Origin of the sequence: Actinoplanes sp. NPDC051513 (genome assembly GCF_044454685.1) — a bacterium.
Classification (GTDB): Bacteria; Actinomycetota; Actinomycetes; order Mycobacteriales; family Micromonosporaceae; genus Actinoplanes.
The window spans coordinates 103,099-128,734 of record NZ_JBITDW010000009.1 but is presented as its reverse complement, the minus strand read 5'-3'; the positions used below and the strand labels follow the sequence as shown (position 1 = coordinate 128,734).

The window sequence follows — 25,636 nt, the reverse complement described above, 5'->3', positions numbered from 1 at the left end:
CTACCGCAGGTGCAACGTCCGGATCTCCCACGGCCGCAGCGGCACGTGCCGCAGGTCGACCGCCTGCTCGGACGACCGGCCGAGCAGGTCGGCCTCGACCGCCGAAGAGTACGGCCCGCTGATCGACGCCACTGTCGCGGACGGGGTCACGGCCACGAGACGCACCTCGACCCCGTCACCGACCCGGCGGACCGCGGAGACGGACACCCCCTCGCCCGCCACCCCGATGCCGGTGACGTCGGCGGGAAGCGGACCACCGGCCGGCGCCCGTCCACGCCGCCACAGCCCGGGCGAGCGAAAGTGCTCGGCCCACCGCACGGCACCGCCCGCCCCCCAGCCGCCGGCCGCCGGTCCCGCAGCCGCATCGCCACCCTCCGCGCCGCCACCAGCCGTACGGCGGCGCGCACCCGCTCCTCGTGCTCGGGCCGGATCTGGAGGTAGTCCTCGATCGCGGCGGTCTGCCCGTCGAGGGTAACCGGAAGGCCGGGTCGGCGTCGGCCATGTCGAGGACGCGGTCGAGCGCGTCGACGAGCCGGTGCCGGAAGACCTGGAACGGCTCGTACCACTCGCGGTCCCCATGGGTGTGCGGGACGAGGACGATGCCGGGCTGCGCGACGTCGCCGGCCGTGCCGTAGCCACGGTCGTGCGAGGTCGTCTGCCCGCCGTTGTCGATGATCACCGTGCCGAACCCTAGCTCGGCGGCACGCGCGCTGGTCCCCCGGGAGCTACGGTGAAGTCCCACCTGTCGCGGGTGCTGAAGAAGCTGGGCCTGCGCACGCGAGTCCAGGCCGCCGTGTTCGCGTATCGCAACGGGGTCGTCCGATGAAGGTCGTCGTCTGGGTCACCGAAGGCACGTGGCAGGCCGCCGTGGACGCCGTGCGCGATCTGTCCTCGGCCGACCTGACGCTGCTGCACGTGATCGACGTGAACACGGTGCAGGCCGTGGCGGGCGCCCGCGCCGGCCTGCTCGGCCGTGGCCTGAGCTACGAGGCCGCCGGCGCCGCCGAGCAGGCCTTGACCGACGGCCAGACCGCGCTGCTCGACGCGGCCGAGGACCGGCTCGGCCGGGCCGCCCGCAAGCTCGGCCGCCAGGGCCGCACCGAGCGGGAGGTCATCCGCGAATGCGCCGACGCCGGCCTGCTGGTGCTGGCCCGCGACGGCGACCACACCCGCCTCGGCCCGCACAGCATCGGCCACCACGCCCGCTTCGTCATCGACCACGCACCCTGCCGCGTCCTGCTGGTCTGGCCCGACGAGCCACCCGACCTCTCGACCGTGCCACCGCCGCCACCCCACTGAGCCGCCACCAGACTGGGCCGCCACCCCACTGAGCCGCTACCCGGCGTCGTGGACCAGCAGCGCCAGCTGGACGCGGTTGTCCAGGCCGAGCTTGGTCAGCAGGCGCGACACGTGCGCCTTCACCGTCGGCACGCCCATGCCGAGCTCGGCGCCGATCTGGGCGTTCGACAGGCCGCGGGCCACCGCCGACGCCACCTCCCGCTCGCGGTCGGTCGTGCGACCGAGCAGGGCTCGGGCGGCCTCGCGCCGGTCGTGGCTCACGGGGTCGGCGACCTGCTCGATGAGCCGGCGGGTGACGGCCGGGCTGAGGATCGGCTCGCCGGCGGCGACGCGGCGGACCGCCTCGATCAGCTCCCGCGGCGGTGCGTCCTTGAGGAGATAGCCGCTCGCCCCGGCGCGCAACGCCCGCAGCACGTACGCGTCGGCGTGGAAGGTCGTCAGCCTCCGGAATCGCCCGGCCGCCGTGCCGTGCGCCAGCCGCCCGCCGGCCAGCTCGACCCGCTCGGCGACGCCGGCCAGCCCGAGCCCGCTTCCCGGCACCGGCCCGGCCGCGGCGGGCGCCGGATTGCTCACGTCGATCCGCAGCTCCTCCCCCGGCCCGCCCGCCATCACCAGCTCGACCGGGCTGCCCGGCGCGTGCTTGCGCGCGTTGGTCAGCGCCTCCTGCACCACCCGATAGGCCACCCGGCCGGTGGCGCCCGGCGGCGGCGCTCCCGTGGCCGGCGTCCTCCTGGCCGCACTGGCGGCCTTGCTTGCCGGCGGGGCGTGGCCGTCCGCCCCGACGGCGGTGGCGCTCGTCGCCGGATCCGTTCTGGTCCAGGTGATCGCTCAGCTGGTCGGCACGGCGTGCGGCCTGCTGGTCCCGCGACCCGCCCTCGCCATGGCGGCGACCATCGTCGTGCCGATGAGCGTGACCGTCGTGCTGACCGCCGTCGCCCCTGGCCTGGTGCACTGGCACACGCCGTACGGAAATGCGCAATCCCTGCTTGCCGGCGAGCCGGACGTCGCCGCGCTCTGCCTCGTCGCCCTGCTGTGGTGTGCGATCCCGAACGCCGTGGGCCTTACCAGGTCAGCGTCACGCAGGTCGCGCAGTAGTTGGGGATGAGGACGACCTGCTTGCGGAGGTACACCACCGGGTCCGCGACCAGGTAGTCGTCCACCGCGATCGGCGTGCTCGTCGCGGCGCCGTCCGGGGCGGTGTCGACGCGGACGCAGGCGACCCGCGTGTTCACGTCGCGCATCAGGCAGAAGGCGAACACCGGGTCGGGTATGGCGGGCCGCACGTCGGCGATCACGTTGGCCGGCCCGGTCGCCGAGTAGGCCTGGAGCTTGTCGCCGGTGACGATCGGGACGGTGCCGTCCGGGTGGAACAGGGCGATCGCGTAGTTGAACCTCGCCTGGTAGGGCTCGCAGAGCGCCATGTGGGCGGGCACCAGGTAATGCCCCTGCGCGTCGACGGTGACCGGCCCGAACGAGCCGGTGGCGCAGCTCGCCGGGTTCCAGGTGGTGACGGCCCGGGCCACGCCGGGCAGGCCCACCAGCAGCGCGGCGGTCACGGCCGCGATCCACGCCAGCGTTCTTCTCATCATGTCGGCCGGTTCTCCTCGGTGGGCTGCAGGGTCGGTACCGCGCCGGCGGCGCCGAGCGCCAGCGCGAGCTGGAAACGGTTCCGTACGCCCATGCGGTCCATCAGGGCGCGCAACGTGTACGCGACCGTGCGCGGGCTCAGCCCGAGCTCGTCGGCCGCCGTCTGATCGGTGTGGCCGAGGGCGAGCAGACCGACCAGCGCGCTCTCCCGCGGCGACAGGTCGATCGGAATCACCTCCTGGCGATGGGGATCGCGGCCCTGGGCCCAGAGCCGCTCGAACAATGTGCACAGGGCCGCGACGAACGACTCGTCGGCGACCTCGACGTAGCCCCGCTCCAGGTCGAGCGGATCGGCCGGGAACAGGGCCACCTTGCGGTCGAAGACCATCAGCTTCATCGGCGGCGTCGCCACGTACCGGACCGGTCCGAGCGGCACCGGCGGCCCGGCCGTGGCGGGCGCCCGTGGCCGTTCCCGGTCGATGACCCGCAGCCGTACGCCTCGCGCGGCCAGCCGCCGGTCGACCGGTTGCCCGGCCGACATCGACTCGACGCTGATCACCGGTTCGTTGTTGACGGTCAGGTGCTCGTGGCGTTCCACGGCGGCCAGTTGCGCGACCCGCTTGCGGGTCGCGGCCCGGCTCGGCCACAGCCGGGCGTGCCGGTCGGGCGGGCCGGTTCCGGCGAGTCCCTCGATGGTCGCGAAATGCTGCCGCCACCGGTCGGCCGGCGGCGGCGGTGGCGGTTGCCGACGCCGGAGGTGCCGTGCGACGTCGTCCGGATCCCGCGCCGCCCACGCGGCCCCCGAGAAGACGATGGCCCCGGCGTCCGCGAGCTCGTCCAGCGCGGCCTTCGTCCGGGCCTTCGCCAGGCCGAGCTCGCGGGCCAGCCGGTGCCCCTCGGCCGGACCTAGCAGGACCAGCGCCCGATAGACCAGGTCGGCCTCGGCCGACAGCCCCCAGCGCGTGAGCGCCGGGATCACCCCCGGTTCCGCCGGCATGCCTCACCCCCGATGTGGCCGGTCGCCCCCGTGTTGACCGGCCGCATCAGAACACCATTCATCAATGGCGAGGGGAACCCTCATGGGGCAGATTGCGGAATCCTGCAACCGGCAGCACGGCCTGCACGACCCAGCCGCCGCGCTCGTCCGGTCCGGCCGTCAACCGGCCGTCCCGTTGCTGGATCCGCTCGCGCAGACCGGTGAGCCCCCGGCCGGTGCCCAGCGATCGGGGTGGCGCGGCGCCGGCGGGATCGCTCTCCACCCGTACGATCACATCGGTTTCCGAATCTCGAAGCAGGACCCGGACGGCCGCTCCCGGTGCGTAGCGCAACGCGTTGGTGAGACTCTCCTGGACCACCCGGAAGGCGAGGTGCGCGACCGGCGCCGGCACGCCCTCCCGCGCGCCCTCGAAGCGGCAGGACACGTCGAGGCCGCTGCGCGCCGCGCGGGTCACCACCTCGTCGATCAGCGCCAGGTCGGGCCCGTCGATCTCGGCGCCGCCGAGCAGGTCGACCAGCCGCTGGAGGTCGCCGCGCCCCTGCCGGGCCGACTCGGCGATCGCCGCGAACGCCTGCCGCGCGCCGTCCGGATCGCGCTCGACCAGCCGCTGCCCGGCCGCCGCCTGAATGATCATCACGCTGATCGCGTGGCCGATGATGTCGTGCAGCTCGGCCGCGATCCGGGCCCGCTCGTGGCGCAGCGCCAGGTCGGCGAAGAGCTCGCGCTCCTCCTCGAGCTCCCGGCCACGCTCGGCGAGCTGCCGCGCGGTCTCGTGCCGCAACCGCAGCACGGTGGCGGCGAAGAAGCCCGGAACCCCAAAGATGATCAGCGGGACCGGATTGGTCTCTCCGGCGGTCACGTAGAGGACCAGGAAGAGCGCGACGAGGTAGGCGACCAGACCGGCGCCGGCCCATCGACTGCGGAAGCCCAGCGCCGCCACGGTGGACAGCAGCGCCATGATCACGAAGGCGGTGTCGGGGAACCAGCCGTGCCCGGCCAGCGCGGCGCCCGCGAGCCAGAGAGCGCCACCGGTCAGCGCGACGGCGCGCGGGTGCGTGCGCCACCACAGCAGCGCGAGCCCGCTCGCCACCAGCACGACGGTCAGGACGCCCCACGACCCGTGCCACGCGGTCGGCAGCACCACCACGACCAACACCAGCGGGATCGCGAGCCAGCGCACGATCTCACCCCAGCACGGGCAGCTGCGCCAGCACGCGCGCCGACCCCCGGGCAAGCTTCACGTCCACCGAGCCGGCGTGCAGCTTCGCCCGTTCGCGTACGCGGGCGACCGCCGCCCGCAGCACCGCGCCGCGCCCCACCGAGCCCTGCACGACAATCTCCAGCGCGTCGTCGGAGAACCGCACCGAGACCTGCACCGGCCGATCGTCGAGGGCATTCACCAGGTATTCGACGATCCGGTAGGCGGAGAGCTCGACCGTGGCCGGCAGCGAGCGCGGGTCACCGCTCACGGTCAGCCTCGACTCCGGCGACTGGCGGCGGGCCAGTAACGCGTCGAGGTGGGCGACGGTCGGCGCCGGGGCCAGGTCGACCTCGCCGCCGCGCAGCAGCCCGACGATCTCGCGCATGTCGTCCATGGTCTGCCGGCTGCTTGTCTCGATCGACTCGAGCAGCACCCGGGCCTGCGCCGGAGCGAGCCCGTCCGCCGACTCGGCCGCCCTGGTCAGCTCGTCCAGCCGCTCCTGGAGCAGCCCGTCGAGCTGCCGGGACAGCCGCGCCCGGTCGCCGGCCACCATCAGCGTCGCCCGGTCGTCGCGCAGCTGCCGCAACTCCTCGTCGCGGGCGGTGAGCTGCCGGTTCAGCAGCGAGCGATGCCGCGCGGCCCGGCCCACGCCGAAGACGATCAGCACCACCGGCAGGGCCAGGATCAGCGCGCCGGGCCCGGCGGAGGCGTCGACGGCCAGCACGGCCACCGTGAGAAGGGCGGAAATTCCGCAGCAGACCCATGCTTTCGTACGGCCATGGCTCAGCGCGCCGAGGAACGCGAGCACGAACGCCAGCGGCAGCCCCGCACCGCACCGGGTGACCCAGCCGAACAGCAGGTCGTGCAGCACCATCACGCCGAGCGCGACGCTGCTGACCACCAGGACGCTCCGCCGCCACCACAGCAAGGGCACGAAGGCCGCCACGAACACCGGCACCTGCCAGAGCGATTGGGTGTCCACGGCGTGGGCCATGCCCGTCTCCCCGTCGGGCGCGGTCGTGTTCATCAGCGCCAGCAGAGCGCCCAGCGCGGTGAGGGCTCCCGCGAGCAGCCAGTCGCGGCCCCTGATCTCCCGGGAGACCTCACTCATGATCGCGCTCCTTCACACGGTCGCGCGGTCGGCGGCCGGCAGGACGTTCTCGGTGGTCCGCTTGTTGACCCGATTCTGGACCAGCAGCCCCGCTCCGTAGAAGAGGGCGGCGCCCGGAAGAGCGATCGGCAGCGCCCCGGCCAGGTCGGCGGAGGAGTCCTTCAGCAGGACGATCACCAGCAGCGCCACCACGCCGGCCAGGCCGATCAGGTGATCGCGGCGGGTGCGGGAGAAGCGGGCCACCGCGTAGGCGAGCGCGAATCCCAGCGGCAGCGCCACACCGCAGCGGGTGAGCCAGCCGAAGGCCAGCACGTGCCCGGCCGCGGCCGCCGCGGTGACCCAGGCGACCAGGGCGGCGTTCCGCCTTCGCCACAGGATCGGCACGGTGACCACCAGGAAGGCCGGCACGATCAGCCACGAGGTGGTGTCGACCGGGTGGATCAGCGACTGGTCGTCGCCGGCGGTGATGTTCTCCACCATCAGGAAAACGCCGGCTGCGGACATCAGGGCCGCGAGAACGTAGTCGAGAGGCCGAATCTGCTTCATTTTCTTTCCCCCTTGTCGTTTCGGTGTCCCTGACGCTAGGGATCGACGGTCGTAGCCCTCGTCTGCCGCAAGGACGATTTCGGCGGGCGGCATCCTCCTCAGGGATGACCCGGCAACGACACCGCGGGCGGGAGAATCGCGGACGTGATCAGGATCCTCATCGCCGACGATCAGACGCTCGTGCGCACCGGCTTCCGGGTGATCCTGGAGTCGGAGGACGACATCGAGGTGGTGGCCGAGGCCGACACCGGCGCCGAGGCGATCCGGCAGGCGCGTCTGACCTCGCCGGACGTGGTGCTGATGGACATCCGGATGCCCGAGCTCGACGGGCTCGCCGCCACCGAGGAGATCCTCCGGCAACCCGACCCGCCGACGATCGTGGTGCTGACGACCTTCGACCAGAACGAGTACGTCTACCGCGCGCTCAGCGCCGGGGCGGCCGGTTTCCTGCTCAAGGACGCGCCGTCGAGCCGGCTGATCGCGGCGGTGCGGGCGGCGGCGACCGGGGACTCGCTGATCGAGCCGTCGATCACCCGGCGGTTGGTCGAGCGGTTCGCCACGCCTGTTCCCTCGCTGCCGCCGGCCTCGCCCACCTCGCTCGCCCCGCTCTCCTCGCTCACCGAGCGCGAGCTCGACGTGCTGCGGCTGCTGTCGCGGGGTCTGTCCAACGCCGAGATCGCGGCCGAGCTGGTGGTGGCCGAGACCACGGTGAAGACGCACGTCGCGCGCATCCTCACCAAGCTCGGCGTGCGCGACCGGGTGCAGGCGGTGGTCCTCGCGTACCGGACCGGATTCGCCACGAACGACCCCGAATAGGGTCTCCGACTACGTCCAGGGAACTGTCAGCCCACTTCAAGAAACCAGCAGTACAAGGCAGCAGCTCCGACGGCCCCTCCGACGGCCAGATCTCCGCGGTCGCCGCGAAGGTCGACCCCGCGCTGGTCGACATCGACACCGTCCTCGGCGCCCAGAACGGCGAGGCCGCCGGCACCGGCATCGTGGTCGCCTCGGACGGCGTCGTGCTGACCAACAACCACGTCGTCGCCGGCGCCACCAGCATCACCGTCACCGACATCGGCAACCACCAGAGCTATCGGGCCGCCGTGATCGGCTACGACCGCTCCGGCGACATCGCCATGCTGCGGCTCTCGGGCGCCTCCGGCCTGACCACCGCCACGCTGTCGTCGGCCAGCGTCAAGGCCGGCCAGCAGGTGATCGCCATCGGCAACGCCGGCGGCACCGGCGGCACCCCCAGCGCGGTCGGCGGCGTGATCACCGCGCTCAACCAGTCGATCACCGCCGAGGACGAGGCGAGCGGCTCGTCCGAGAAGCTCACCGGCCTCATCCAGGTCGACGCCGACATCCAGGCCGGCGACTCGGGCGGCCCGCTGCTGACCACCTCGGGCGAGGTGATCGGCGTCGACACCGCGGCCTCGTCCGGCTTCCAGTACCAGGCCAGCGGAGGCCAGGGCTTCGCGATCCCGATCGCCGCCGCGACGACCATCGCCGACCAGATCCGCGCCGGCAAGGCCTCCAGCGTGATCCACATCGGCGCCACGGCGTACCTCGGCATCGAGACCGCCGGAAGCAACAACCGCGGCTTCGCCGGCTCGAGCGGCCCGGTCGTCCTCGGTGTTGTCGAGGGCTCCCCGGCCGAGTCCGCGGGCCTGACCCGCGGCGACGTGATCACCTCGGTGGCCGGCGCCACGATCGGCGACGCGACGGCACTGACGTCGGTGCTCGACCGCTATCACCCCGGCGACAAGGTCAAAATCGCGTGGACCGACCTCGACGGCCGGTCCCACTCCGCCTCCACCAAGCTGGCCACCGGCCCGGTCGGCTAGACACCTGTCTGGGTAGATTTTCGATGCTGTCCCCCGTGCGAGCTACACGCAGGTGTCCACCGCGTGGTGATTATTTCGGGCCGTCGAATCCATAGCGTTCGACGTGTCCGCGGCGCCCCCGCCGCGGGATCTCCCGAAGGAGTCGTCATGCGCCTGTTGAAGCAGCTCATCGTCGTCGCGGCGGTCGCCCTGGCCGGAAGCCAGGCGGTCGCCGTGGTGGGCTGGAACGCGCCGCTCACCTTGATCCTCGGCCTCGGCACGGCGGTGCTGGCGCTTCTCGCGTACCGATGGATTGTCGGCCGGACCGAGAAGCGCGCCGTGACCGAGCTCGCCCGCACGGGCGCCGCCGGCGCTCTCGGCCGGGGCGCGCTGCTCGGGGCCGGTATGTTCGCGGCGGTGATCGCGAACATCGCGTTCCTCGGCGGCTACCGGGTGCTCGGCTGGGGGTCGCTGGCCGGCGCGGTGGCGCTGTTCGGGTTCATGGCGGCCGCGGCGGTGACCGAGGAGCTGCTCTTCCGCGGCATCCTCTTCCGGATCGTCGAGGGCCGTCTCGGCACCTGGGGCGCGCTCACGCTGACGTCCCTCCTCTTCGGACTCTCGCACCTGTTCAACGCGCACGCCAGCCTGTGGGGCGCGATCGCGATCGCCATCGAGGCGGGCGGCATGCTCGGCGCCGCGTACGCCGCGACCCGCAGCCTGTGGCTGCCGATCGGCCTGCACTTCGGCTGGAACTACGCCGAAGGCGCGATCTTCGGCACCGAGGTCTCCGGCAGCAACACGCCGGACGGGCTGCTGCACGGCGCGATGTCCGGTCCGACGCTGCTCAGCGGCGGCGAGTTCGGGCCCGAGGCGAGCCTCTACACGGTGCTGGCCGGCATGATCGCGACGATCGTCTTCATGTGGCTGGCCCGCCGGCGCGGCCACATCGTGCCCCGCCGCCGTCGCGCCGCCGCGGTTGCCCCGGCCGCTACGGCGAGCATTGTTCAGGGCGGTGCAGACCCGGCCGCTACAGTCGACCGGTGATCGACCTCCGGCGCATCCCGGACCAGTGGCGACGCCTCGACGTCACGGTCCGGGATCTCCCGTTGGGGCTGGCGCTCGCGGTCGCCACGGTGGTGCCGGGGCTGCGCGGCAAGGGAACGCAGCTCGGCGATCTGCCGGACCGGCCGTGGGACGCGCTGACCGCCCTGGTGATCGCCCTCGAGTGCCTGCCGCTGGCCGTGCGCCGCCGCCGGCCGCTGCTCTGCCTCACGCTCGTCTCGGCGGGCTTCGCGATCGACCAGCTGCGCGGGTACCACACGGCGGCCGGCGCCGCGCTGCCGATCGCGCTGCTGAGCACGGCCGCCTACCTCGAGCGCTACCGGCGCGCCACGATGGTCGTCGCCTCGGCGGCGTACGTGCCCCTCGCGGTGGCGCTCGACCGCAATGGATCCTCCGAGGGGCTGGCCGGATTCGTCACGTTCTACCTGATCCTGGCGATCGCGTGGGGCATCGGCGGGTGGCTGCGGACGACGCGGGCCGCCGAGGCCGAACGCCGCCACCACGTCGCCGAGACCACGCGTACGGCCGAGCGCACCCGCATCGCCCGGGAGATGCACGACGTGGTGACCCACCACGTGACGGCGATGGTGGTGCAGGCCGAGGCGGCGCGCTACCTGACCGCCGCGCCGGACCGCCTCGACGAGACGCTGACCGCGGTCACCGACACCGGGCGGCGGGCCATCGCCGACCTGCGGCACCTGCTCGACGTGCTCAAGCCCGAGCACGACGCCGAGCCGCGCACGCCGTCGGTCGGCGAGCTGGTCGAGCTGGTCGAGCAGACCCGCCGGGCCGGGCAGCCGGTCGAGCTCACCGAGGAGGGCGCCGCACGACGGGCGGCCGGCGGGGCCGAGGTCGCCGCCTACCGGGTGGTGCAGGAAGCTCTCACCAACGCATTGAAGTACGCCCACGGCAGCCAGACGGAGGTACGGGTGCGGCACGGCGCCAGGGAGATCACGGTCGAGGTCAGCAACGACGGCTCGGGCTCGGACACGGCGTCGCCCGGCGGGAGCGGTCGCGGCCTCGCCGGCCTGCGCGAGCGGATCGACCTGCTGGGCGGCGAGTTCAGCGCCTTCGAAAGGCCCGGCGGCGGCTTCGTGGTGCGGGCGACGATCCCCGCCGGGAACGCCGCGTGATCAGCGTGCTGGTCGCCGACGACCAGGCGCTGATCCGTACCGGCTTCGCGACGATCATCGGCGCGCAGCCCGACCTCGAGGTGGTCGCCGACTGCGGCGACGGCCGGTCGGCGGTCGATCTGGCGATCCGGCTGCGGCCGGACGTGGTGGTGATGGACGTACGCATGCCGGTGCTCGACGGCATCGAGGCCACCCGCCTGCTGGCCGGCGCGGGCGTCACCGACCCGGTCAAGGTTCTCGTGGTCACGACCTTCAACCTCGACGAGTACGTCTACGAGGCGCTGCGCGCCGGCGCGAGCGGTTTCCTGCTCAAGGACGCCCCTCCCCCGCAGCTTTTGCAGGGCATCCGCACCGTCGCGTCCGGCGCCGCCCTGCTCGCGCCCGAGGTGACCCGCCAGTTGGTGGGCCGCTACGCCGCGCGGATCCGCCCGACCGGCGGCACACCGGACGACATCCCGCTGACCCCGCGCGAGCTGGAGGTCCTGCTGCTGATCGCCGACGGCCTCTCCAACGGCGAGATCGCCGCGGCGCTGGTGATCAGCCACGAGACTGTCAAGACGTACGTCTCCCGCATCCTCACGAAGCTGGACCTGCGCGACCGCGTCCAGGCGGTCGTCTATGCGTACCGCCGCGGCCTGGTCACCTGAGCCCGCTGATCTCGGCGACCTCGGCCTGAGTCAGCTCCAGCCCCGCCGCCGCGACGTTCTCCTCCAGGTGGGCGACCGAGCCGGTCCCCGGGATCGGCAGGATCGACGGCGAGCGGGCCAGGAGCCAGGCCAAGACGATCTGGTACGCCGTGACGCCGTACTTCGCCGCGGCGGCCCGTACCGCCGGCTGGTCCTCGTGGCCGGAGATCGGCGCCCACGGCAGGAACACCAGCCGCTCCTGCTCGCACAGGTCGACCAGCGACTCCGACCGGCGGTCATCGGCGTTGTACCTGTTCTGGATGGAGACGATCGGCGTGATCCGCTGGGCGGCGCGCAGCTGCTCCTCGGTGACGTTGGAGACGCCGATGTGCCGGATCTTTCCCTGCGCCTTGAGCTCGGCCAGCGCTCCGATCGACTCCTCGAGCGGCACCTTCGGGTCGGGCCGGTGGAACTGGTAGAGCGGGATCTGTTCGAGCCGCAGCCGGCGCAGGCTGCCCTCGAGCGCCTGCCGCAGGTGCTCGGGCCGCCCGTCGGGCACCCACTGGCCCGGCCCCGGGCGCACCAGCCCACCCTTGGTCGCGATCACCAGGTCTTCCGGGTACGGGTGCAGCGCCTCGGCGATCAGCGTCTCGCTGACGTCCGGCCCGTACGAGTCGGCGGTGTCGATGAGGTTGACGCCGACCTCGACCGCCCGGCGCAGGACGGCCGTGGCCTCGTCGCGGCTCTTGGGCTCGCCCCAGATGCCGTCCCCGGTGATGCGCATCGCGCCGAACCCGAGTCGGTTGACCGTGAGGTCGCCGCCGAGGTCGATCGTCCCCGCCGCGGCCGCTTGTGGTGTGCTCAACGTCTTGGCTCCTCTGAGCTGGGTGCCATCTGCTGCCACAAGCAACCTATGCCGGAACGGGCGTCAGCGCCCGAAGGAGAACCTGCGTTTCTTCTGCGGGCGGAAGCCCTGAAGCGTGTCCGCCCCCTGCCTCAGCAGCCGGGTGGCCCGGCTCGGCCCGCGCCGGGACTCCATGGCGTCGCTGAGCTTGCGGGCGCCCGCCGCGGCCAGCGGGAGGGCGATCGCCATGATGACAAAGCGTCGAATCAGATTCAGGATCATAGGGACGGTTTACCCGAAAACCCTGGCGATCATGCGTCAGTCGAAGGTGATCACCGACTGGCAGAGATACTCAACGGTATGAACGCGCGCTCGGAGCTGACCCTGCTGACCACCTCGCGCGAGGTGAGTGGCGCATGAGCCTGGAAAAGGTCGTCTTCGGCTTCTTCGTGCTGCTGGCGGCGACGCTGAACCTCGGTTTCTTCATCGGGGACATCTCGAACCCGAAGCTGCACAACGTCTACGAGCTGTTCGCGGCCGTGGTGGTCAGCCTGATCGCCACCGTGCTGAAGTTCGGCGACCGTACCCAGATCGGGGCGGTGCACCTGGCCACCAGCCTGGTCGCCGACCTTCAGCTGATCGCGGCGGCTCTCCTGTGGGCGTGGGCCACGCAGATCTCCTCCGCGGGGCTGGACGCCGAGGCGATGGCGGGCGTGGTGTCGCTCTCCGGCGGCGCGCTGCTCGCCAACCTGGTCTCGGTCGTCCTGCTGGTGATCGAGACGACGACCTTCCACCGCCGATGAGGGGGCCGCGGCGACGCCGTTTCTCCCCGCACTACGCCGAGACGTCGCCGACCATCTTCCTGCTGCTGCGGCGCATGCGGGCGCCGCTCATCGTGCTGATCGTGATCTTCTCGGTCAGCGTCCTCGGCCTGACGATGATCCCGGGACGCGACGCCGCCGGGCAGCCCGCGCGGATGAGCTTCTTCGACGCCTTCTACTTCATGAGCTACACGGCCACGACGATCGGGTACGGCGAGCTTCCCCAGCCGTTCACCGGCGCGCAGCGACTGTGGGTCATGGCGACCATCTATCTGACGGTGATCGGCTGGGCGTACGCGATCGGATCGCTCCTGACGCTCCTGCAGGACCGCACGTTCCGGCAGGCCATCGCGTTGCGGCGCTTCTCGCGCACGGTGACCCGGCTGCGCGAGCCGTTCCTGCTGCTCGCCGGCTACGGGCAGACGGGACGGATCCTCGGCCGCGCGCTCGACTCCCTCGGCCGCCGCCTGGTGGTGCTGGATCTCTCGGCCGAGCGGGTCGACGCCCTCGACATCGACTCCTACCACGCGGACGTGCCGGGGCTGGTCGGCGACGCCGCCGACCCGCGCACCCTCGACTTCGCCGGACTCGATCATCCGCGCTGCGAGGGCGTGCTGGCGCTGACCGACAACGACGAGGTCAACCTGGTGGTGGCCATGACGGCCGCGCTGATCCGCCCCGGGTTGCCGGTCGTCGCGCGCACCGTGTCGCCGGCGATCGAGCACCGGATGCGGGCGTTCGGCTCGCCGACGGTGGTCAACCCGTTCGACCGCTTCGGCGATCACGTCCGGCTGGCGCTGCACGCGCCCGCCTCGTACCAGTTGATGTCCTGGCTGGTGGGTGGCCCGGGAGCGGAGCTTCCGGAACCGGGACGTGCGCCCGCCGCCGGGCGCTGGGTGGTGTGCGGGTACGGCCGGTTCGGCCGCAAGGTCGTCGAGGACCTCCGGGCCGACGGCCTGGAGGTCACGATCATCGATCTGGACGAGCACGACGACGAGCCGGGGGTGATCGTCGGGGACGCCTCGGATCCCGCGGTGCTGCGGCAGGCCCGGCCGGCCGAGGCGGCCGGCTTCGTCGCCGGGACGGACAACGACACCACCAACCTCTCCCTGGTCGCGGCCGCTCGCCGCCGCAACCCCGGCCTGTTCGTCGCCGCGCGGCAGAACAAGCCCGCCAGCGCGCCGCTGTTCGAGGCGGCCGGCGTCGACTGGGTGGTTGTGCCGGCCGAGGTGGCGGCCCGCGAGATCTACGCCCTGCTGAGCACGCCGCTGCTGTGGCGCTTCCTGCAGGAGATGCCGGACCGCGGCGACGCGTGGGCGGAGCGGATGCTCGACCGCCTCGAGGCACACTGCGGCAGCCGCCTGGGCAGCATCTGGAAGGCCACTCTGACCGATGCGGAGGCGCCGGCGCTCGGCCCCTGGCTGCGCCGCGGCGACGCCCGGCTGGGCGACCTCGTACGCGACCCGCGGGACCGGGATCGGCTGGTGGCGGCCGTGCCGCTGCTGTTGCTGCGCCAGGACGAGACGATGCTGGGCCCGGAGGAGGACGAGCGGCTCGCGCCGGGCGACCAGCTCCTGTTCGTCGGCCATCCCGCGGCCCGGCGCGCCCTGGCCGACACCATGACCAACCGCGCCGTCGGCGAGTACGTCCTCTACGGTCGGACCGTGCCCTCCGGCTGGCTCTGGCAGCGGATCACCCGCCGCCTCCCCCACACGGACTGAAGTTACCGGTGGTTCAACGGTGGCATCATGCGTGGCGCGAGGCGTAACTTCCGATTAGCCCGCGTGGATGGAAGGACACGTTTGACCGCGATCTTCGGCACGGCGCCGGGGTCACTCTCGGATCTCGAGGTGATCTCGCAGCTCGGGCGCGGGGCCGACACGGTCGTCTACCGCGTGCGCCGCCACGGCGCCGAGTACACGCTGAAGATGCTGACCTCCACCGATACGCGGGCCCTGACCACCGTGCGCCGGGAGGCCGCGCTGCTCGGCTCGGTCGGCCACCCGCTGCTCCCGCGCATCTTCGAGGTCGGGCAGGCCTCGACGGGGCCGTACCTGATCCTCGAGTACATCGACGGCTTCCCTCTGTCGCAGACCCTGCGCGCCGGGCGCCTCGACGAGCAGACGGCGGTGCGGCTGGCCATCGACGTGGTCGAGCCGCTCGCGGCCGCGCACCGGGCCGGCCTGGTCCATCGTGACGTCAAACCGGACAATGTGATCGTCGAGCCGACCGGCACCGGCCGGCTGATCGACTTCGGCCTCGCCGCCCGCGGCGGCGCGCACGAGGGGGTCGCCGGGACGCTGCTCTACAGCGCTCCCGAGCAGACCGGCATGCTCAAGCGGCCGGTCGACGGCCGCTCCGACCTGTACGCCGTCGGCGTGCTGCTCCACGAGTGCCTCACCGGCCAGGTCCCCTACTACGCGAAGGACGCCGGCGAGCTGATCCGGCTGCACGCCACCGCGCCGATCCCCGACGCGCGGGCGCAGTGCCCCGAGCTCTCCGCCACCATGGCCGCGATCGTCGCGACGCTGCTGGCCAAGGACCCCGACGACCGCTATCAGAGCGGCGAGAGCCTGCTGGCCGACCTGCGCCGGCTCGCCGAGCAGCCGCGGGCGACGTTCGCGGTGGCGTCCGACCAGCGCGGGGTGCAGCCGAGCGGCCCGCAGCGCCTGGTGGGCCGCGACGACGAGGTGGTCACGCTGGCCCACCGCTGGCTGCGGGCCCGCGACGGCGGCGGGGGCGCCGTGACCGTCGAGGGTCAGGGTGGCGCCGGCAAGACCCGGCTGGTCCGCGAGCTGACCAACGCGGTCGCCTCGGACGGCGACCTCACCCTGTACGGCAAGTGCGTGCCCGACGATCCGGTGCCGCTGGCGCCCCTGCGCGGCGCGGTCGAGCGGTACCTGCGGACCATCGATCGGCTGCCCGAGCCCGAGCGCGGTCGCGCCGTCGATCAGCTGCGCCGTGCGGCCGGTCGCGGCGGCCCGCTGCTGCGTACGCTGTCGCCGCTGCTGGCCGACCTGGTGCAGGCGCCCGAGCTCGGCGAGCAGAACCGCCACGAGCAGTTCGTCAACGCGGTCGCGGCGTTCCTGATCGGCCTGGCCGAGGAGTTCCAGGCCGCCGTCCTGCACATCGACGACGTGCAGTGGCTCGACGAGCCGACCCGCCGGGTGCTGCAGCGGGTGGCCGGCCGGCTGCCCGTCACCCCGCTGCTGGTGATCGCGACGAGCCGTGACGACGAAGGCAGCGCGCCCGCGCTCGCCCGGTTCGGCGCCGACATGGACGCCGCCCTCGACACCCGGATCCCGCTGGGCCCGCTCGAGCAGGACGCCGTGGAGCAGTTGGTCACCGAGCACCTGGGCGCCGTCCGGCTGCCCGCCGAGCACGTCGCCGAGCTGGCGGCCCGGGCCGGCGGCAACCCGTTCACCATCGGCGAGTACGTCCGCGCGGTCCTCGACGCCGGGCTGGTCGGCCCGTCGTGGAACGGCTGGCGGCTCGATCTGGCGAGCCTCGACCGCCTCGAGCTCTCCGGTGACGCGCTCGACCTGGTCCTCCAGCGCATCGACGGCCTCGGCGCCGAGAGCCACCGGCTGCTGGCCGCCGGCGCCGCGGGCGGGCGCTGGTTCCCGGCCGAACTGGCCGCGGTGGTCTCCGACATCGACTCGCGCCGGGCCCGCGCCCTGCTCGCCGAGGCAGAGTCCCGGCGGCTGGTGGCCGCCACCGGCCCCGACGGCTACCGGTTCCTGCACGACCGCATCCGCGAGGCGTTGCTGGTCGGCCTCGACGCCGCGTCGCTTCGCGGGCTGCACCAGCGCATCGCCGAGGTCCTGGACGCCGCCGCGCCCGGCGATCCCCGCTACGTGTACGCAGTCGCCCGGCACTACGCGCTCGGCGAGACCGGCCGCCGGCCGCAGCGGGTGTACTACAGCGGCTTCGCCGCCGGGCGGCTGGCCCTGGCCGAGCACGCCCCGGCCGAGGCCCGCGATTTCCTCGAGGTCGCCGCGCGGGCGGCCGCCGGCGCGGGCGTGACCCCGCCACCCGACTTCTTCCTCGCGCTCGGCACGAGCTGCGCCCGCTCCGGCCGGTTCGCCGAGGCGTACCGCCACCTCGACCAGGCGCTGCGCGGCGAGCCCGACGGGCTGGGCCGGGCCGAGATCCTCGCCCAGGCGGCGATGGTCCACAACAGCGCGTGGAACCCCGACCAGGCGTTCGACGCGGTCCGCCGCGGCCTCGCCGAGCTGGGCTCGCCGCTGCCCCGCGGCCGCATCGGCCTGACCCTCACCACGCTCTGGTCGGTGCTGGTCGGCATGATCATCGGCCGCACCGGGCTGGGCTTCGGCGGCGCGAGCGGACGCACGAGGGAGCGGTACCGGCTGGAGGCCGTCCTCTGCGACATCGCCACGTTGGCGCTGTCGATGCGGATGCGCCGGGCCATGCGCGCCGTGATGAGCCTGCGCGCCGTCCACCCGATCAACCGGCTCGGCCCGGGCCGCGAGTACGCCCAGCACATGGCCGGCCTCGGGGTGATCGCCGACGTGGCCGGCCGGCGGAAGCTCGCGACCCGCCTCTACGACAAGGCCGCCGGGGTCGCGGCCGGCGTCGGCGACCCCGAGCTGGTCGGGTACGTCGAGTGGAAGCGGGGCGCGGGCAGCCACCTGAGCGGCCACGACGACGAGAGTCAGGTGTGGAGCCGGGCGCTGGTCGAGCACGAGCGCTGGCTCGAGCTGGGCGACTACCTGACCGGTGTGTCCACGGTGAGCATGCAGTTCTTCAAGCGCGGCTGCACCACCGAGGCCGAGGCCTGGTACCGGCGTGGCCTGGCCCGCCTGGGACCGGGCGCCCAGGCCGAGGGCGCCGCGATCGGGGCCGTGGCCGCCGTGCTCGCCGCGCTGCGCGGCCGTCCCGAGGAGGCCGACGCCCGCATCGAGGAGATGCGCCGGTTCGTGCGGTCGAACCCCGACAACCCCATGCAACTGATCAATCTGTACGGCGCCCGCATGGTCGCCCTGGTCGAAGAGGGCCTGCTGGGCGAGCCGTTCGAGCGGCTCGCCGCCGAGTTCGCGGTACTCGGGCTCAAGCCGAAGGCCATGGTCCCCGAGCAGCGGGTGTACTACGTGTGGGAGGCGCTGGGCCGGCTCGCCCGGTGCCGCGGCGGCGCTTCCGCCGGGGGCGGAGGCGCGGACAGTTCCGCCGATCGCGCCGCCGCGGAGGCGGCCGTGGCCGGGCTCGCGACCATGGCGGACACCAAGCCGCTACGCGCCTTCCACCTGGTGACCCGGGCCGACCTCGAGATCATCGAGGGCCGGCCGGGTGACGCGTTGCGCACCCTCGCGGGCGTCGAGGTGGCGCTCGTGCCGCTGGACGCGCCGCTGATCACGTACGAGGCGGCCCGGGTACGCGCCCGCGCGCTGGCCGCCCTCGACCAGCCGGCCTCGGCCGTGCAGCAGGCCAAGCTCGCCCAGATGATCGCCATCGAGCAGAAGTGGCCGCAGCGGACCCAGTGGGTCGCCGACGAGTTCCGGGTGAGCGGGCACGAGTCGACGCAGCCCGGATCGATCACCATCAACCCCGCCGACCAGGCCGGGCCCCGCACGCCGGGCAGCGACCCGGGCCGGTACCAACGGCGGCTCGAGGCGCTCCAGCAGGTCAGCCTCGCGTCGGCGACGGTGCTCGACCCGGCCTCGCTGTCCCGGGTGGCGCTCGACGAGACCCTGCGCATCCTCGGCGCCGAGCGGGCGTACCTCTTCCTGCTCGACCGCGACCGCGACGAGCTGGTCCCGCACGTCGGCCGGGACGCCCGGGGCAACGAGATCCACGAGCTGACCGGCTACAGCACCACGCTCGTCGACCGGGTGCGGCACACCGGCGAGCCGCTCGTCGTGACCGGCAGCGAGGAGGGCGTGGCGCTCGGCGCGCACAGCGTCCAGGTCCACGGCCTGCGCAGCATCATGATCGCGCCGCTGCGCTTCAACGGCCTGCTGCGCGGCGTGGTCTATCTCGACAGCAGGATAGCCAAGGGCGTATTCACCAGCGCCGACGTCGACATCCTCAAGGCCATCACCAACCACGTCGCGGTGTCGCTCGAGACGGCCCGCGCCGCGCAGCTCGAGGTCGAGGTGCAGGCCGCGCGCCGGCAGCGCAATGTGGCCGAGACCCTGAACGCGGCGATGGCCGACCACAGCTCGTCGCTGGACCCCGACGAAGTGATGCGCCGACTGCTGACCAGCCTCGCCAAGACGCTGGGCGGTGACACGGCCGTGCTGCTGACCGGGCCCAGCGCCAACGGGCTCGTGGTCGCGGCCGCGCACGGCGCCGCCGCCGCGGCCGGCTCGCGGCTGCCCGTCCCGCCACCAGACCTGCTGGAGCTGACCGGCCCGCGGGTGCGCTCGGTGTTCCCGGGTGACCGGCCGCCATTCGGCGGGCTGCTCGGCGCCCCGCGCTGCTGGTGGGCCATCCAGGTCGCTCAGGGCGGCGAGCCGTACGGCATCCTGGTGGTGGGCGCGACCGGCGAGGACGTCATGACCGAGGCGCAGATCCAGATCGCCGCGGCCATCGCGCGTCAGGGCATGACGGCGTACGAGAACGCGCGGCTCTTCAGCCAGGTGCGCCGGATGGCCACCCGGGACGGGCTGACCGGCCTCTACAACCGCAACCACTTCTTCGGCGAGGCCGGCCGGCTGCTCGACACTGTCCCGCGGCAGATCGCGGCGATCATGGTGGACATCGACCACTTCAAGAGGATCAACGACACGTACGGGCATCCGGTCGGCGACGAGGTGATCCGGGTCGTCGCCCGGCGCCTGCGCGACATCATCGGCGACGGCGACGTCCTGGGCCGGTACGGCGGCGAGGAGTTCGCGGTGGTCACCCCGCAGGCCTCGATGCCCGCGACCGACCTGGCCGGCCGGCTGCACCTCGCGGTGTCCGGCCGCCCGGTGCCGACCGACGCCGGATCGTTGCCGGTCACCATCAGCGTCGGCCTGGCCTGCCCCGACGGCGGCGAGCAAGACCTGCGTCAGCTGCTCGCCCGGGCCGACCGGGCGCTCTACGAGGCCAAGCAGACCGGCCGCGACCGCGTCTGCCTGGCGCCGTAGACCCGAGATCCGCAGCTACCTGGACGGCCTCGCCGGAGTGCTCGACAAGCCCACGCGCCTGGAGGAGGTGAACCCGGCCGACTACGACGCCGTCGTGATTCCCGGCGGCCACGGCCTCATGCAAGATCTGGCCGTCAACCCCCACATCGCCCGCGTCCTGGCCGCCATGCTGCCCGACCCCGGCAAGACCGTGGCCGCCCTCTGCCACGGCCTGGCCGCGTTCCTGCCGGCCGGCGCGCCCGACGGCAGCTGGCTGTTCCGCGGCCGGCGGATGACCTCGTTCATCGACGAGGAAGAGCGGCAGGCGCAGCTCGCCGACCACGCGCCCTGGCTGCTGGAGACCCGCTTGCGCCAGGCCGGCGCGGTGTTCGAGGGCGGCCCGGCCTGGTCGTCGCATGTCGTCGTCGACGGCAACCTGATCACCGGCCAGAACCCCGCCTCCGCCGAGGCCGTGGGCGAGGCGCTGCTCAAAGCCCCGGCCTGACCTGGCGACAATCCGGGGAAACCTGGCAATCGGTCCTCTGTCGGAGCGTGCGGCAGCGTTCTTACGCTGCCGCAATGCTTCGCTACATCATGCCCGTCCTGGTCGCGCTGATCTTCATCACGCTCGCGTCACTGATCCCCGAACCGCACCGGCAACGCGTGAACGCCCTCCTGATCGCCGGCGCCGGCGGCGTCTACATCAGCGGCGGCGGCTTCGGCCTGCTGGAGTTGGCGTTCGCCGCCGTGATGGTCGTCGTGGCGTACTTCGGCCTGCGCTCCTGGAATTTCATCGGCATCGGCTGGCTGCTCCATACCGGGTGGGACATCCTGCATCACCGCCGTGGCGCGCAGATCATCCCGTCCGTGCACGACTCGTCGCTGGGCTGCGCCATCTGCGACCCGGTGATCGCCCTGTGGTGCTTCGCGGGCGGGCGCTCGCCGGCCGAGATCGTCCGCTCGCTCACCGCAAGAACAGCCGTTCGCTCCGGTCCGGGTCGTTGACGATCGCGTTCGGCTCCACCCCTTGACCGTCGGCGGGCCTTCGGGATCGCAAGCCCCGCAGGCCCCAGGCCATCGCCGTGACGAGGGTGATCAGCTCGATCAGCGGCAGCCGGTCGGCCGGGTAGAAGGACAGGCACACCAGCCCGGCCATGCTCCCCCAGGCCCACAGGCTCACGGCGTACGGCAGCCGCCGCGCCACCACGAACAGGATCACCACCTGCGCCGCGAGCATCGCGGGGTGCCAGGAGAACGGCGTGCGGTGATGGGCCTGGACCGCGACGCCCGTGATCACCGAGGCCAGCCACACCAGCCGCCAGGCCAGCAGCGGCCGCGTCACGACCAGCGCCATCGGTACGGCCAGCGCCAGGCCGCCCAGCGCGCACAGCACCCACGGCAGGCCCGACTTCAGATCCAGGTACGTCGTCGCGCCGTACGCGAGATAGGCCGCCGCCGCGACGGCCAGAACGATCGCCACACGCTCGCGCCGACCGCCGATTCGCGGTGGGTCGGCACCGATGAGAAAAGCGATGAGGGAGTTTCCGAGAGCTGTCATGGCGCGGAGCGTAAGTAGCGGATGCGGTGCCGGTCGTCACACCGTGGAGCCAATCGTGACCCCCTACCGCAGAGCTAGGGTCGGGATCATGCCTCTTGTCCTCTCCCTGCTCGATCTGGCGCCGGTGCAGCGCGGCCGGTCGGTGCGGGAAAGTTTCGCGGCCTCGGTGGAGCTGGCTCGAGCGGCCGAGCGCAGCGGCTTCCGCCGGGTCTGGTACGCCGAGCATCACAACATGCCGACCATCGCCTCGTCCGCCACGAGCGTGCTCATCGGCCACATCGCCGACCGCACCGAGTCGATCCGGCTCGGGGCCGGCGGCGTCATGCTGCCGAACCACTCGCCGCTGGTGATCGCCGAGCAGTTCGGGACGCTCGCCACGCTGCACCCGGGGCGCATCGACCTGGGCCTGGGCCGCGCGCCCGGCAGCGACCAGAACACGCAGTTCGCCCTGCGCCGCGACCCGACGGCGGCCGACACGTTTCCGGACGACGTGCTGGAGCTGCAGGGCTACCTCACCGGCAAGAGCAGGGTGCCGGGCGTGCAGGCGGTGCCGCGAGCCGACGAGGTCGTCCCGCTGTACATCCTCGGATCGTCGCTGTTCGGCGCCCAGCTCGCGGCGCAGCTGGGTCTGCCGTACGCGTTCGCCTCGCATTTCGCCCCGGACGCGCTGCACCAGGCCGTTGAGCTCTACCGCGACACCTTCAAGCCGTCGGAGCAGCTCGCCGAGCCGTACGTGATCGCCGGGGTCAACGTGTTCGCCGCGGAGGACCGGGACGTCGCGGCGCAGCAGATGAAGGTGGCCTACCGGGCGCGCACCCGGGCGTTCATCACGCGCGGCGGGGTCGGCGGCAACTTCACCGACGCCGAGATCGACGAGTTCCTGGCCTCGCCGAACGGCGCACAGCTCGCCTCGATGACCCGCTACAGCGTGGCCGGCACGCCCGAAGAGGTCCGCGACTACCTGACGGCGTTCGCGGCCGGCTGCCACGCCGACGAGGTGATCACGACGCACCAAGCGTCCGAGACCGCGGATCGGGTGCGCTCGATCGAGCTGACCGGCGCGGCGATGGCGGCCGCCGGCCGGGTGTGAGCGAACCGTGAACTCTTAGGTCGTAATCGACAGGTATCTTTGCCGAATGTCTGCCGCTCGCCGATTCGCCGCCATCTCGACGTCCGAACCTCCGACCGGGCAGCGGGTGCTGTTCCGGCAGGCGATCGTGCTGGGCGGCAGCGTCGCAGGGCTGATGGCCGCCCGGGTGCTCAGCGACCACGCCGAACGGGTGCTCATCATCGAGCGGGACGACCTTGCCGGCCTCGACGTGCCCGACGAGCGGGTCGCCGCCGAAGCCGTGCCGCGCCCCGGCGTGCCGCAGGGCAGCCAGGTGCACGCGCTGCTCCCCTCCGGCCTCAACCAGTTGAAGCGCTGGTTCCCCGGCTTCTACGAGGAGGCGATCGCGGCCGGCGCGGTGAACCCGCCCCTGAACACCAACCGGTTCTACATGGACGGCCGGCTGCGCCAGGATCCGCCGTCCGACTCGGCGCCGCAGGCCCTCATCTCCAGCCGCCCGTTCCTCGAGGCGCTGATCCGCCGCCGCGTTCTGGCGCTGCCCAACGTGCGCGCGATCCGGGGCCGGGCCGAGGGCCTGACGATGGACGGCGACGCGGTCACCGGGGTACGCCACGAGGGCGGCGAGGAGCCGGCCGACTTCGTCGTCGACGCGACCGGCCGGTCGTCCCGGCTCGGCGACTGGATCGAGGCGCACGGCTTCCCCAAGCCCGAGATGAAGCGGATGGGCATCAAGCTCAACTACGCCACCGCCCTCTTCCGCCGCCCCGCGAACCCGTCGGTTTGGTCGTGCATCTCGGTCGCCAACCCCGGCCCCGGCCGGGTCGCGCGGATCGGCGGCTTCACCCCGATCGAGGGCGACCGCTGGACGATGCTGATCTCCGGTTACGCCGACGACCGCCCCGAGCGCGACGACCTCCAGTTCCGGCGGCGCTGCGTCGAGGACTTCCCGCGCGAGTTCGGCGAGGTGGCCACGACCGCCGAGCAGTGCGGCGAGGTCATCACCTACCACCAGGCCGACAGCCGGCGTCGCGAGTTCCACCGGCTGCGCCGGTTCCCGTCCCGCCTGGTCGCGGCGGGCGACGCGGTGGCATCTTTCAATCCCGTGTACGGCCAGGGCATGACCTCCGCGATGCTGCACGCCTCGGCGCTGTCGGAGTATCTGCGCGGCGAGCCCGATCTGGCCCGCCCGGCCCGGTCGTACTTCGCGGACGTCAAGGTGATCGTCGACGCCGCCTGGCAGGTGTCCACGATGGCCGACCTGGCGCTGCCGCACGTGGACGGCCCCTACCCCACGGGGTACCGGGCGATCCAATGGGTCAGCGGCCTCATCTTCAAGGCCTCGATGCGCGACCAGCGGGTGAACCACCGGCTCGGCAAGGTCACCGCGATGCTCGCCCACCCGAGCGCGCTGGCCGAGCCGCGTTTCCTGGCCCGCGCCCTCGCGATCGGCGCGCGCTCGACCGCCTGACTTCTCCTGGGAGGCGTGCGCTCGCGTACCCGGCGCCCGCCCGGAACGATATGGCCATGCGTCGAACGAGGTGGCCGGTGATCGGCCTGATCCTGGGCGCGGCAGCCGGCTGCGCCTGGGGCTGGTTCGGCGCGGGCGGCTACGAGGCCATCGACTCGGCCGTCGGCACGGGTTTCCTGTGCGCGCTGGCCGGCCTCCTGGTGGGCGCCGTCGCCTACGCCGTCGCCGAGTACCGAGACCGGAAGCGCCGCTGACCCCGCACACCATGCCCGGCTCACTTTGCGCGCGAGCAGGTTGCTGCCTGCGAACCGGCAGCCCCGGCGAACCGGCAGCCCGTGAACCGGTCGCTGTCTTGTGGCCGTCGTCTGCTCAGGCGACCTGCGCCGGCTGCGGGCGTCTGCCGCTGCCCCAATAGAACGGCCCGGCGGTGGGATGGACCTCGATGCGCCAGCCGATCTGGTCGAGCTGGTGTTCGAGGTCTTCGGGCCGGTGCGGGACCTTGAGGATCCGGTAGGCCGTCCCGTCGGTGAGCCGGCGCTGGATGACCGGGGAATGCTCGCCCTCGATGAGCTCGTCGCCGGTGCGGTACGCGTCGTCGACGAAGAACACCCGCCCGTCCGGTTGCAGACAGTCGGCCACCAGCGACCAGAACGACGCGAAGCGCTCGGGCGGAACGTGCGACAGCCAGAACCCGAAGAACACGACGTCGTAGCGACGTTCCGGCCGCCAGCCGAACAGGTCGGCCAGCACGAACCGCACGCGCTGCCCGCCCACCCGGGCCGAGGCGATGCCGAGCATCTCGGCCGAGGCGTCCACGGCCGTCACGTCCGTGGCGTGTCGCAGCAGCTGGTTCGTCCAGGTGCCGGGGCCGCAGGCGAGCTCGAGCACGCTGCCGGCCGGCCGGAACGCATCCAGCGCGTCCGACAGCTCGCCGCCGCCGGGGAAGGGCAGCGCGTGGTCGTCGTATTCGGCCGCGACCGCCTGGTAGAACGAGGCCTGCTCGTCGAGCAACGTCGCCAGATCGTCGCGATCAGCCATCAGAACGGGGCGGGACCGCTACCGGCGAGCGACACCAGGATCTGCGTCGCGAGCAGCTTCCGGACGCCGGTGACGGCCACCGAGCCGATCTGGTCGTACGGCAACTCCAGCGACAGCCCGTCTTTCGCGTTGCGGATGTCGGCGCTGGTCTGGTCCGGGCGGAACGTGCCGCCCCAGCCCTCGATACCTCCGCGCTGGTTGGTGCTGAGCGAGGCCATGCCGGACACGTGTGTGCCGTCGACGAGGGTCAGCCTGGCCGGGCCGGAATAGGTTGTCATGGTGTAACCGTAACTGGCTCACCCGCCATCGCGACGCACCGAGAGTGACCCGGATGCGGTCCGGCGCCCGGTGTACGGCATCGTTCCCCTGCTCGTGGACGGGTG

At 72.8% G+C, this 25,636-nt stretch carries 28 protein-coding genes; 16 read left to right on the top strand and 12 right to left on the bottom strand.

Going from position 1 to position 25,636, the window contains the following annotated elements; all coding sequences use genetic code 11:
* Entirely contained in the window at positions 1–318 is a 318-nt protein-coding gene (locus ACIA5D_RS28050) for a hypothetical protein (protein WP_396033239.1), read from the bottom strand.
* Positions 319–730: 412 nt separating this feature from the next.
* Between ACIA5D_RS28050 and ACIA5D_RS28045 the strand changes: the two genes are divergently transcribed.
* Together ACIA5D_RS28045 and ACIA5D_RS28040 are read left to right on the top strand one after the other, a co-directional pair.
* Positions 731–826, top strand: a complete 96-nt coding sequence (locus ACIA5D_RS28045) for a hypothetical protein (RefSeq protein ID WP_396033238.1) — start codon at positions 731–733, stop codon at positions 824–826.
* Positions 823–1,299 (top strand): universal stress protein, encoded by a 477-nt coding sequence (locus tag ACIA5D_RS28040; RefSeq protein WP_396033237.1) that lies wholly within the window; start codon positions 823–825, stop codon positions 1,297–1,299. The genes ACIA5D_RS28045 and ACIA5D_RS28040 overlap by 4 nt, the downstream gene beginning before the upstream one ends.
* Before the next feature lie 36 nt (positions 1,300–1,335).
* On the opposite strand, the gene ACIA5D_RS28035 is transcribed toward ACIA5D_RS28040, so the two are convergent.
* The gene (locus ACIA5D_RS28035; RefSeq protein WP_396033236.1) at positions 1,336–1,983 is read right to left on the bottom strand and encodes a LuxR C-terminal-related transcriptional regulator; all 648 of its coding nucleotides are present in this window, start codon (positions 1,981–1,983) and stop codon (positions 1,336–1,338) included.
* A gap of 31 nt (positions 1,984–2,014) precedes the next feature.
* On the opposite strand from ACIA5D_RS28035, the gene ACIA5D_RS28030 reads away from it, so the two are divergent.
* On the top strand, positions 2,015–2,404 hold the full coding sequence (locus ACIA5D_RS28030) for a hypothetical protein (protein WP_396033235.1): 390 nt from the start codon (positions 2,015–2,017) through the stop codon (positions 2,402–2,404).
* Here ACIA5D_RS28030 and ACIA5D_RS28025 read toward each other — a convergent pair.
* The 5 genes from ACIA5D_RS28025 to ACIA5D_RS28005 form a co-directional block, all read right to left on the bottom strand.
* Positions 2,361–2,888 carry a hypothetical protein gene (locus ACIA5D_RS28025; RefSeq protein ID WP_396033234.1) on the bottom strand — a complete coding sequence of 176 codons (528 nt, stop codon included), beginning with the start codon at positions 2,886–2,888 and terminating at the stop codon, positions 2,361–2,363. The two genes, ACIA5D_RS28030 and ACIA5D_RS28025, sit on opposite strands and share 44 nt — an antisense overlap.
* The gene (locus tag ACIA5D_RS28020) at positions 2,885–3,883 is read right to left on the bottom strand and encodes a LuxR C-terminal-related transcriptional regulator (protein WP_396033233.1); all 999 of its coding nucleotides are present in this window, start codon (positions 3,881–3,883) and stop codon (positions 2,885–2,887) included. Before ACIA5D_RS28020 ends, ACIA5D_RS28025 begins: the two co-directional genes overlap by 4 nt.
* 61 nt (positions 3,884–3,944) lie before the next feature.
* Positions 3,945–5,063, bottom strand: a complete 1,119-nt coding sequence (locus ACIA5D_RS28015) for a sensor histidine kinase (protein ID WP_396033232.1) — start codon at positions 5,061–5,063, stop codon at positions 3,945–3,947.
* A 4-nt stretch (positions 5,064–5,067) separates the two neighbouring features.
* Positions 5,068–6,195 (bottom strand): sensor histidine kinase, encoded by a 1,128-nt coding sequence (locus ACIA5D_RS28010; protein WP_396033231.1) that lies wholly within the window; start codon positions 6,193–6,195, stop codon positions 5,068–5,070.
* Between the two features lie 12 nt (positions 6,196–6,207).
* Positions 6,208–6,741: a hypothetical protein gene (locus ACIA5D_RS28005; protein WP_396033230.1), complete on the bottom strand. Its 534-nt coding sequence runs from the start codon at positions 6,739–6,741 to the stop codon at positions 6,208–6,210.
* Between the two features lie 144 nt (positions 6,742–6,885).
* On the opposite strand from ACIA5D_RS28005, the gene ACIA5D_RS28000 reads away from it, so the two are divergent.
* The 5 genes from ACIA5D_RS28000 to ACIA5D_RS27980 all read left to right on the top strand — a co-directional run bounded on the left by ACIA5D_RS28000 (position 6,886) and on the right by ACIA5D_RS27980 (position 11,406).
* Positions 6,886–7,557 (top strand): response regulator, encoded by a 672-nt coding sequence (locus tag ACIA5D_RS28000; RefSeq protein ID WP_396033229.1) that lies wholly within the window; start codon positions 6,886–6,888, stop codon positions 7,555–7,557.
* A complete protein-coding gene (locus ACIA5D_RS27995; protein WP_396033467.1) occupies positions 7,533–8,585 on the top strand; it encodes a S1C family serine protease in 1,053 nt (350 codons plus the stop codon). Before ACIA5D_RS28000 ends, ACIA5D_RS27995 begins: the two co-directional genes overlap by 25 nt.
* Before the next feature lie 147 nt (positions 8,586–8,732).
* Complete coding sequence (locus ACIA5D_RS27990; protein WP_396033228.1) at positions 8,733–9,608, top strand: lysostaphin resistance A-like protein; 876 nt, start codon at positions 8,733–8,735, stop codon at positions 9,606–9,608.
* A complete protein-coding gene (locus ACIA5D_RS27985; protein WP_396033227.1) occupies positions 9,605–10,759 on the top strand; it encodes a sensor histidine kinase in 1,155 nt (384 codons plus the stop codon). Before ACIA5D_RS27990 ends, ACIA5D_RS27985 begins: the two co-directional genes overlap by 4 nt.
* Entirely contained in the window at positions 10,756–11,406 is a 651-nt protein-coding gene (locus tag ACIA5D_RS27980; protein ID WP_396033225.1) for a response regulator, read from the top strand. Before ACIA5D_RS27985 ends, ACIA5D_RS27980 begins: the two co-directional genes overlap by 4 nt.
* Here ACIA5D_RS27980 and ACIA5D_RS27975 read toward each other — a convergent pair.
* Positions 11,399–12,250, bottom strand: a complete 852-nt coding sequence (locus ACIA5D_RS27975; protein WP_396033224.1) for an aldo/keto reductase — start codon at positions 12,248–12,250, stop codon at positions 11,399–11,401. The two genes, ACIA5D_RS27980 and ACIA5D_RS27975, sit on opposite strands and share 8 nt — an antisense overlap.
* Before the next feature lie 63 nt (positions 12,251–12,313).
* Positions 12,314–12,511 (bottom strand): hypothetical protein, encoded by a 198-nt coding sequence (locus tag ACIA5D_RS27970; protein WP_396033223.1) that lies wholly within the window; start codon positions 12,509–12,511, stop codon positions 12,314–12,316.
* A 134-nt stretch (positions 12,512–12,645) separates the two neighbouring features.
* Between ACIA5D_RS27970 and ACIA5D_RS27965 the strand changes: the two genes are divergently transcribed.
* From ACIA5D_RS27965 to ACIA5D_RS27945, 5 genes are all read left to right on the top strand, one after another.
* Positions 12,646–13,032 (top strand): DUF6394 family protein, encoded by a 387-nt coding sequence (locus ACIA5D_RS27965; RefSeq protein ID WP_396033222.1) that lies wholly within the window; start codon positions 12,646–12,648, stop codon positions 13,030–13,032.
* Positions 13,029–14,771 carry a potassium channel family protein gene (locus ACIA5D_RS27960; protein ID WP_396033221.1) on the top strand — a complete coding sequence of 581 codons (1,743 nt, stop codon included), beginning with the start codon at positions 13,029–13,031 and terminating at the stop codon, positions 14,769–14,771. Before ACIA5D_RS27965 ends, ACIA5D_RS27960 begins: the two co-directional genes overlap by 4 nt.
* Before the next feature lie 81 nt (positions 14,772–14,852).
* Positions 14,853–20,141, top strand: coding sequence for a diguanylate cyclase (locus tag ACIA5D_RS27955; protein WP_396033220.1), 5,289 nt, complete (start codon positions 14,853–14,855; stop codon positions 20,139–20,141).
* 37 nt (positions 20,142–20,178) lie between these two features.
* A complete protein-coding gene (locus ACIA5D_RS27950) occupies positions 20,179–20,625 on the top strand; it encodes a type 1 glutamine amidotransferase domain-containing protein (protein WP_396033219.1) in 447 nt (148 codons plus the stop codon).
* A 74-nt stretch (positions 20,626–20,699) separates the two neighbouring features.
* Complete coding sequence (locus tag ACIA5D_RS27945; RefSeq protein WP_396033218.1) at positions 20,700–21,125, top strand: DUF6010 family protein; 426 nt, start codon at positions 20,700–20,702, stop codon at positions 21,123–21,125.
* On the opposite strand, the gene ACIA5D_RS27940 is transcribed toward ACIA5D_RS27945, so the two are convergent.
* Entirely contained in the window at positions 21,085–21,678 is a 594-nt protein-coding gene (locus ACIA5D_RS27940) for a hypothetical protein (RefSeq protein ID WP_396033217.1), read from the bottom strand. The two genes, ACIA5D_RS27945 and ACIA5D_RS27940, sit on opposite strands and share 41 nt — an antisense overlap.
* 88 nt (positions 21,679–21,766) lie before the next feature.
* On the opposite strand from ACIA5D_RS27940, the gene ACIA5D_RS27935 reads away from it, so the two are divergent.
* Genes ACIA5D_RS27935 through ACIA5D_RS27925 form a run of 3 tightly spaced genes read left to right on the top strand, consistent with a single transcriptional unit; the run spans position 21,767 to position 24,469 of the window.
* Positions 21,767–22,768 carry an LLM class flavin-dependent oxidoreductase gene (locus ACIA5D_RS27935; RefSeq protein WP_396033216.1) on the top strand — a complete coding sequence of 334 codons (1,002 nt, stop codon included), beginning with the start codon at positions 21,767–21,769 and terminating at the stop codon, positions 22,766–22,768.
* A 46-nt stretch (positions 22,769–22,814) separates the two neighbouring features.
* On the top strand, positions 22,815–24,215 hold the full coding sequence (locus ACIA5D_RS27930; protein WP_396033214.1) for an FAD-dependent oxidoreductase: 1,401 nt from the start codon (positions 22,815–22,817) through the stop codon (positions 24,213–24,215).
* 56 nt (positions 24,216–24,271) lie between these two features.
* The gene (locus ACIA5D_RS27925) at positions 24,272–24,469 is read left to right on the top strand and encodes a hypothetical protein (RefSeq protein ID WP_396033213.1); all 198 of its coding nucleotides are present in this window, start codon (positions 24,272–24,274) and stop codon (positions 24,467–24,469) included.
* Between the two features lie 115 nt (positions 24,470–24,584).
* On the opposite strand, the gene ACIA5D_RS27920 is transcribed toward ACIA5D_RS27925, so the two are convergent.
* Both ACIA5D_RS27920 and ACIA5D_RS27915 read right to left on the bottom strand, forming a co-directional pair.
* Positions 24,585–25,253: a class I SAM-dependent methyltransferase gene (locus ACIA5D_RS27920; protein WP_396033212.1), complete on the bottom strand. Its 669-nt coding sequence runs from the start codon at positions 25,251–25,253 to the stop codon at positions 24,585–24,587.
* Positions 25,253–25,531: a hypothetical protein gene (locus ACIA5D_RS27915; RefSeq protein WP_396033211.1), complete on the bottom strand. Its 279-nt coding sequence runs from the start codon at positions 25,529–25,531 to the stop codon at positions 25,253–25,255. Before ACIA5D_RS27915 ends, ACIA5D_RS27920 begins: the two co-directional genes overlap by 1 nt.
* Between the last annotated feature and the right edge of the window lie 105 nt (positions 25,532–25,636).

Excerpts from the sequence above, each read along its gene's own strand:
- ACIA5D_RS27965 (WP_396033222.1), top strand. The coding sequence starts at position 12,646 with ATGAGCCTGGAAAAGGTCGTCTTCGGCTTCTTCGTGCTGCTGGCGGCG.
- ACIA5D_RS28020 (WP_396033233.1), bottom strand. The coding sequence starts at position 3,883 with ATGCCGGCGGAACCGGGGGTGATCCCGGCGCTCACGCGCTGGGGGCTG.
- ACIA5D_RS27945 (WP_396033218.1), top strand. The coding sequence starts at position 20,700 with ATGCTTCGCTACATCATGCCCGTCCTGGTCGCGCTGATCTTCATCACG.
- ACIA5D_RS28025 (WP_396033234.1), bottom strand. The coding sequence starts at position 2,888 with ATGATGAGAAGAACGCTGGCGTGGATCGCGGCCGTGACCGCCGCGCTG.
- ACIA5D_RS27925 (WP_396033213.1), top strand. The coding sequence starts at position 24,272 with ATGCGTCGAACGAGGTGGCCGGTGATCGGCCTGATCCTGGGCGCGGCA.
- ACIA5D_RS27920 (WP_396033212.1), bottom strand. The coding sequence starts at position 25,253 with ATGGCTGATCGCGACGATCTGGCGACGTTGCTCGACGAGCAGGCCTCG.
- ACIA5D_RS27935 (WP_396033216.1), top strand. The coding sequence starts at position 21,767 with ATGCCTCTTGTCCTCTCCCTGCTCGATCTGGCGCCGGTGCAGCGCGGC.
- ACIA5D_RS27915 (WP_396033211.1), bottom strand. The coding sequence starts at position 25,531 with ATGACAACCTATTCCGGCCCGGCCAGGCTGACCCTCGTCGACGGCACA.
- ACIA5D_RS27960 (WP_396033221.1), top strand. The coding sequence starts at position 13,029 with ATGAGGGGGCCGCGGCGACGCCGTTTCTCCCCGCACTACGCCGAGACG.
- ACIA5D_RS27940 (WP_396033217.1), bottom strand. The coding sequence starts at position 21,678 with ATGACAGCTCTCGGAAACTCCCTCATCGCTTTTCTCATCGGTGCCGAC.
- ACIA5D_RS28040 (WP_396033237.1), top strand. The coding sequence starts at position 823 with ATGAAGGTCGTCGTCTGGGTCACCGAAGGCACGTGGCAGGCCGCCGTG.
- ACIA5D_RS28005 (WP_396033230.1), bottom strand. The coding sequence starts at position 6,741 with ATGAAGCAGATTCGGCCTCTCGACTACGTTCTCGCGGCCCTGATGTCC.
- ACIA5D_RS27970 (WP_396033223.1), bottom strand. The coding sequence starts at position 12,511 with ATGATCCTGAATCTGATTCGACGCTTTGTCATCATGGCGATCGCCCTC.
- ACIA5D_RS28010 (WP_396033231.1), bottom strand. The coding sequence starts at position 6,195 with ATGAGTGAGGTCTCCCGGGAGATCAGGGGCCGCGACTGGCTGCTCGCG.
- ACIA5D_RS27990 (WP_396033228.1), top strand. The coding sequence starts at position 8,733 with ATGCGCCTGTTGAAGCAGCTCATCGTCGTCGCGGCGGTCGCCCTGGCC.
- ACIA5D_RS27930 (WP_396033214.1), top strand. The coding sequence starts at position 22,815 with ATGTCTGCCGCTCGCCGATTCGCCGCCATCTCGACGTCCGAACCTCCG.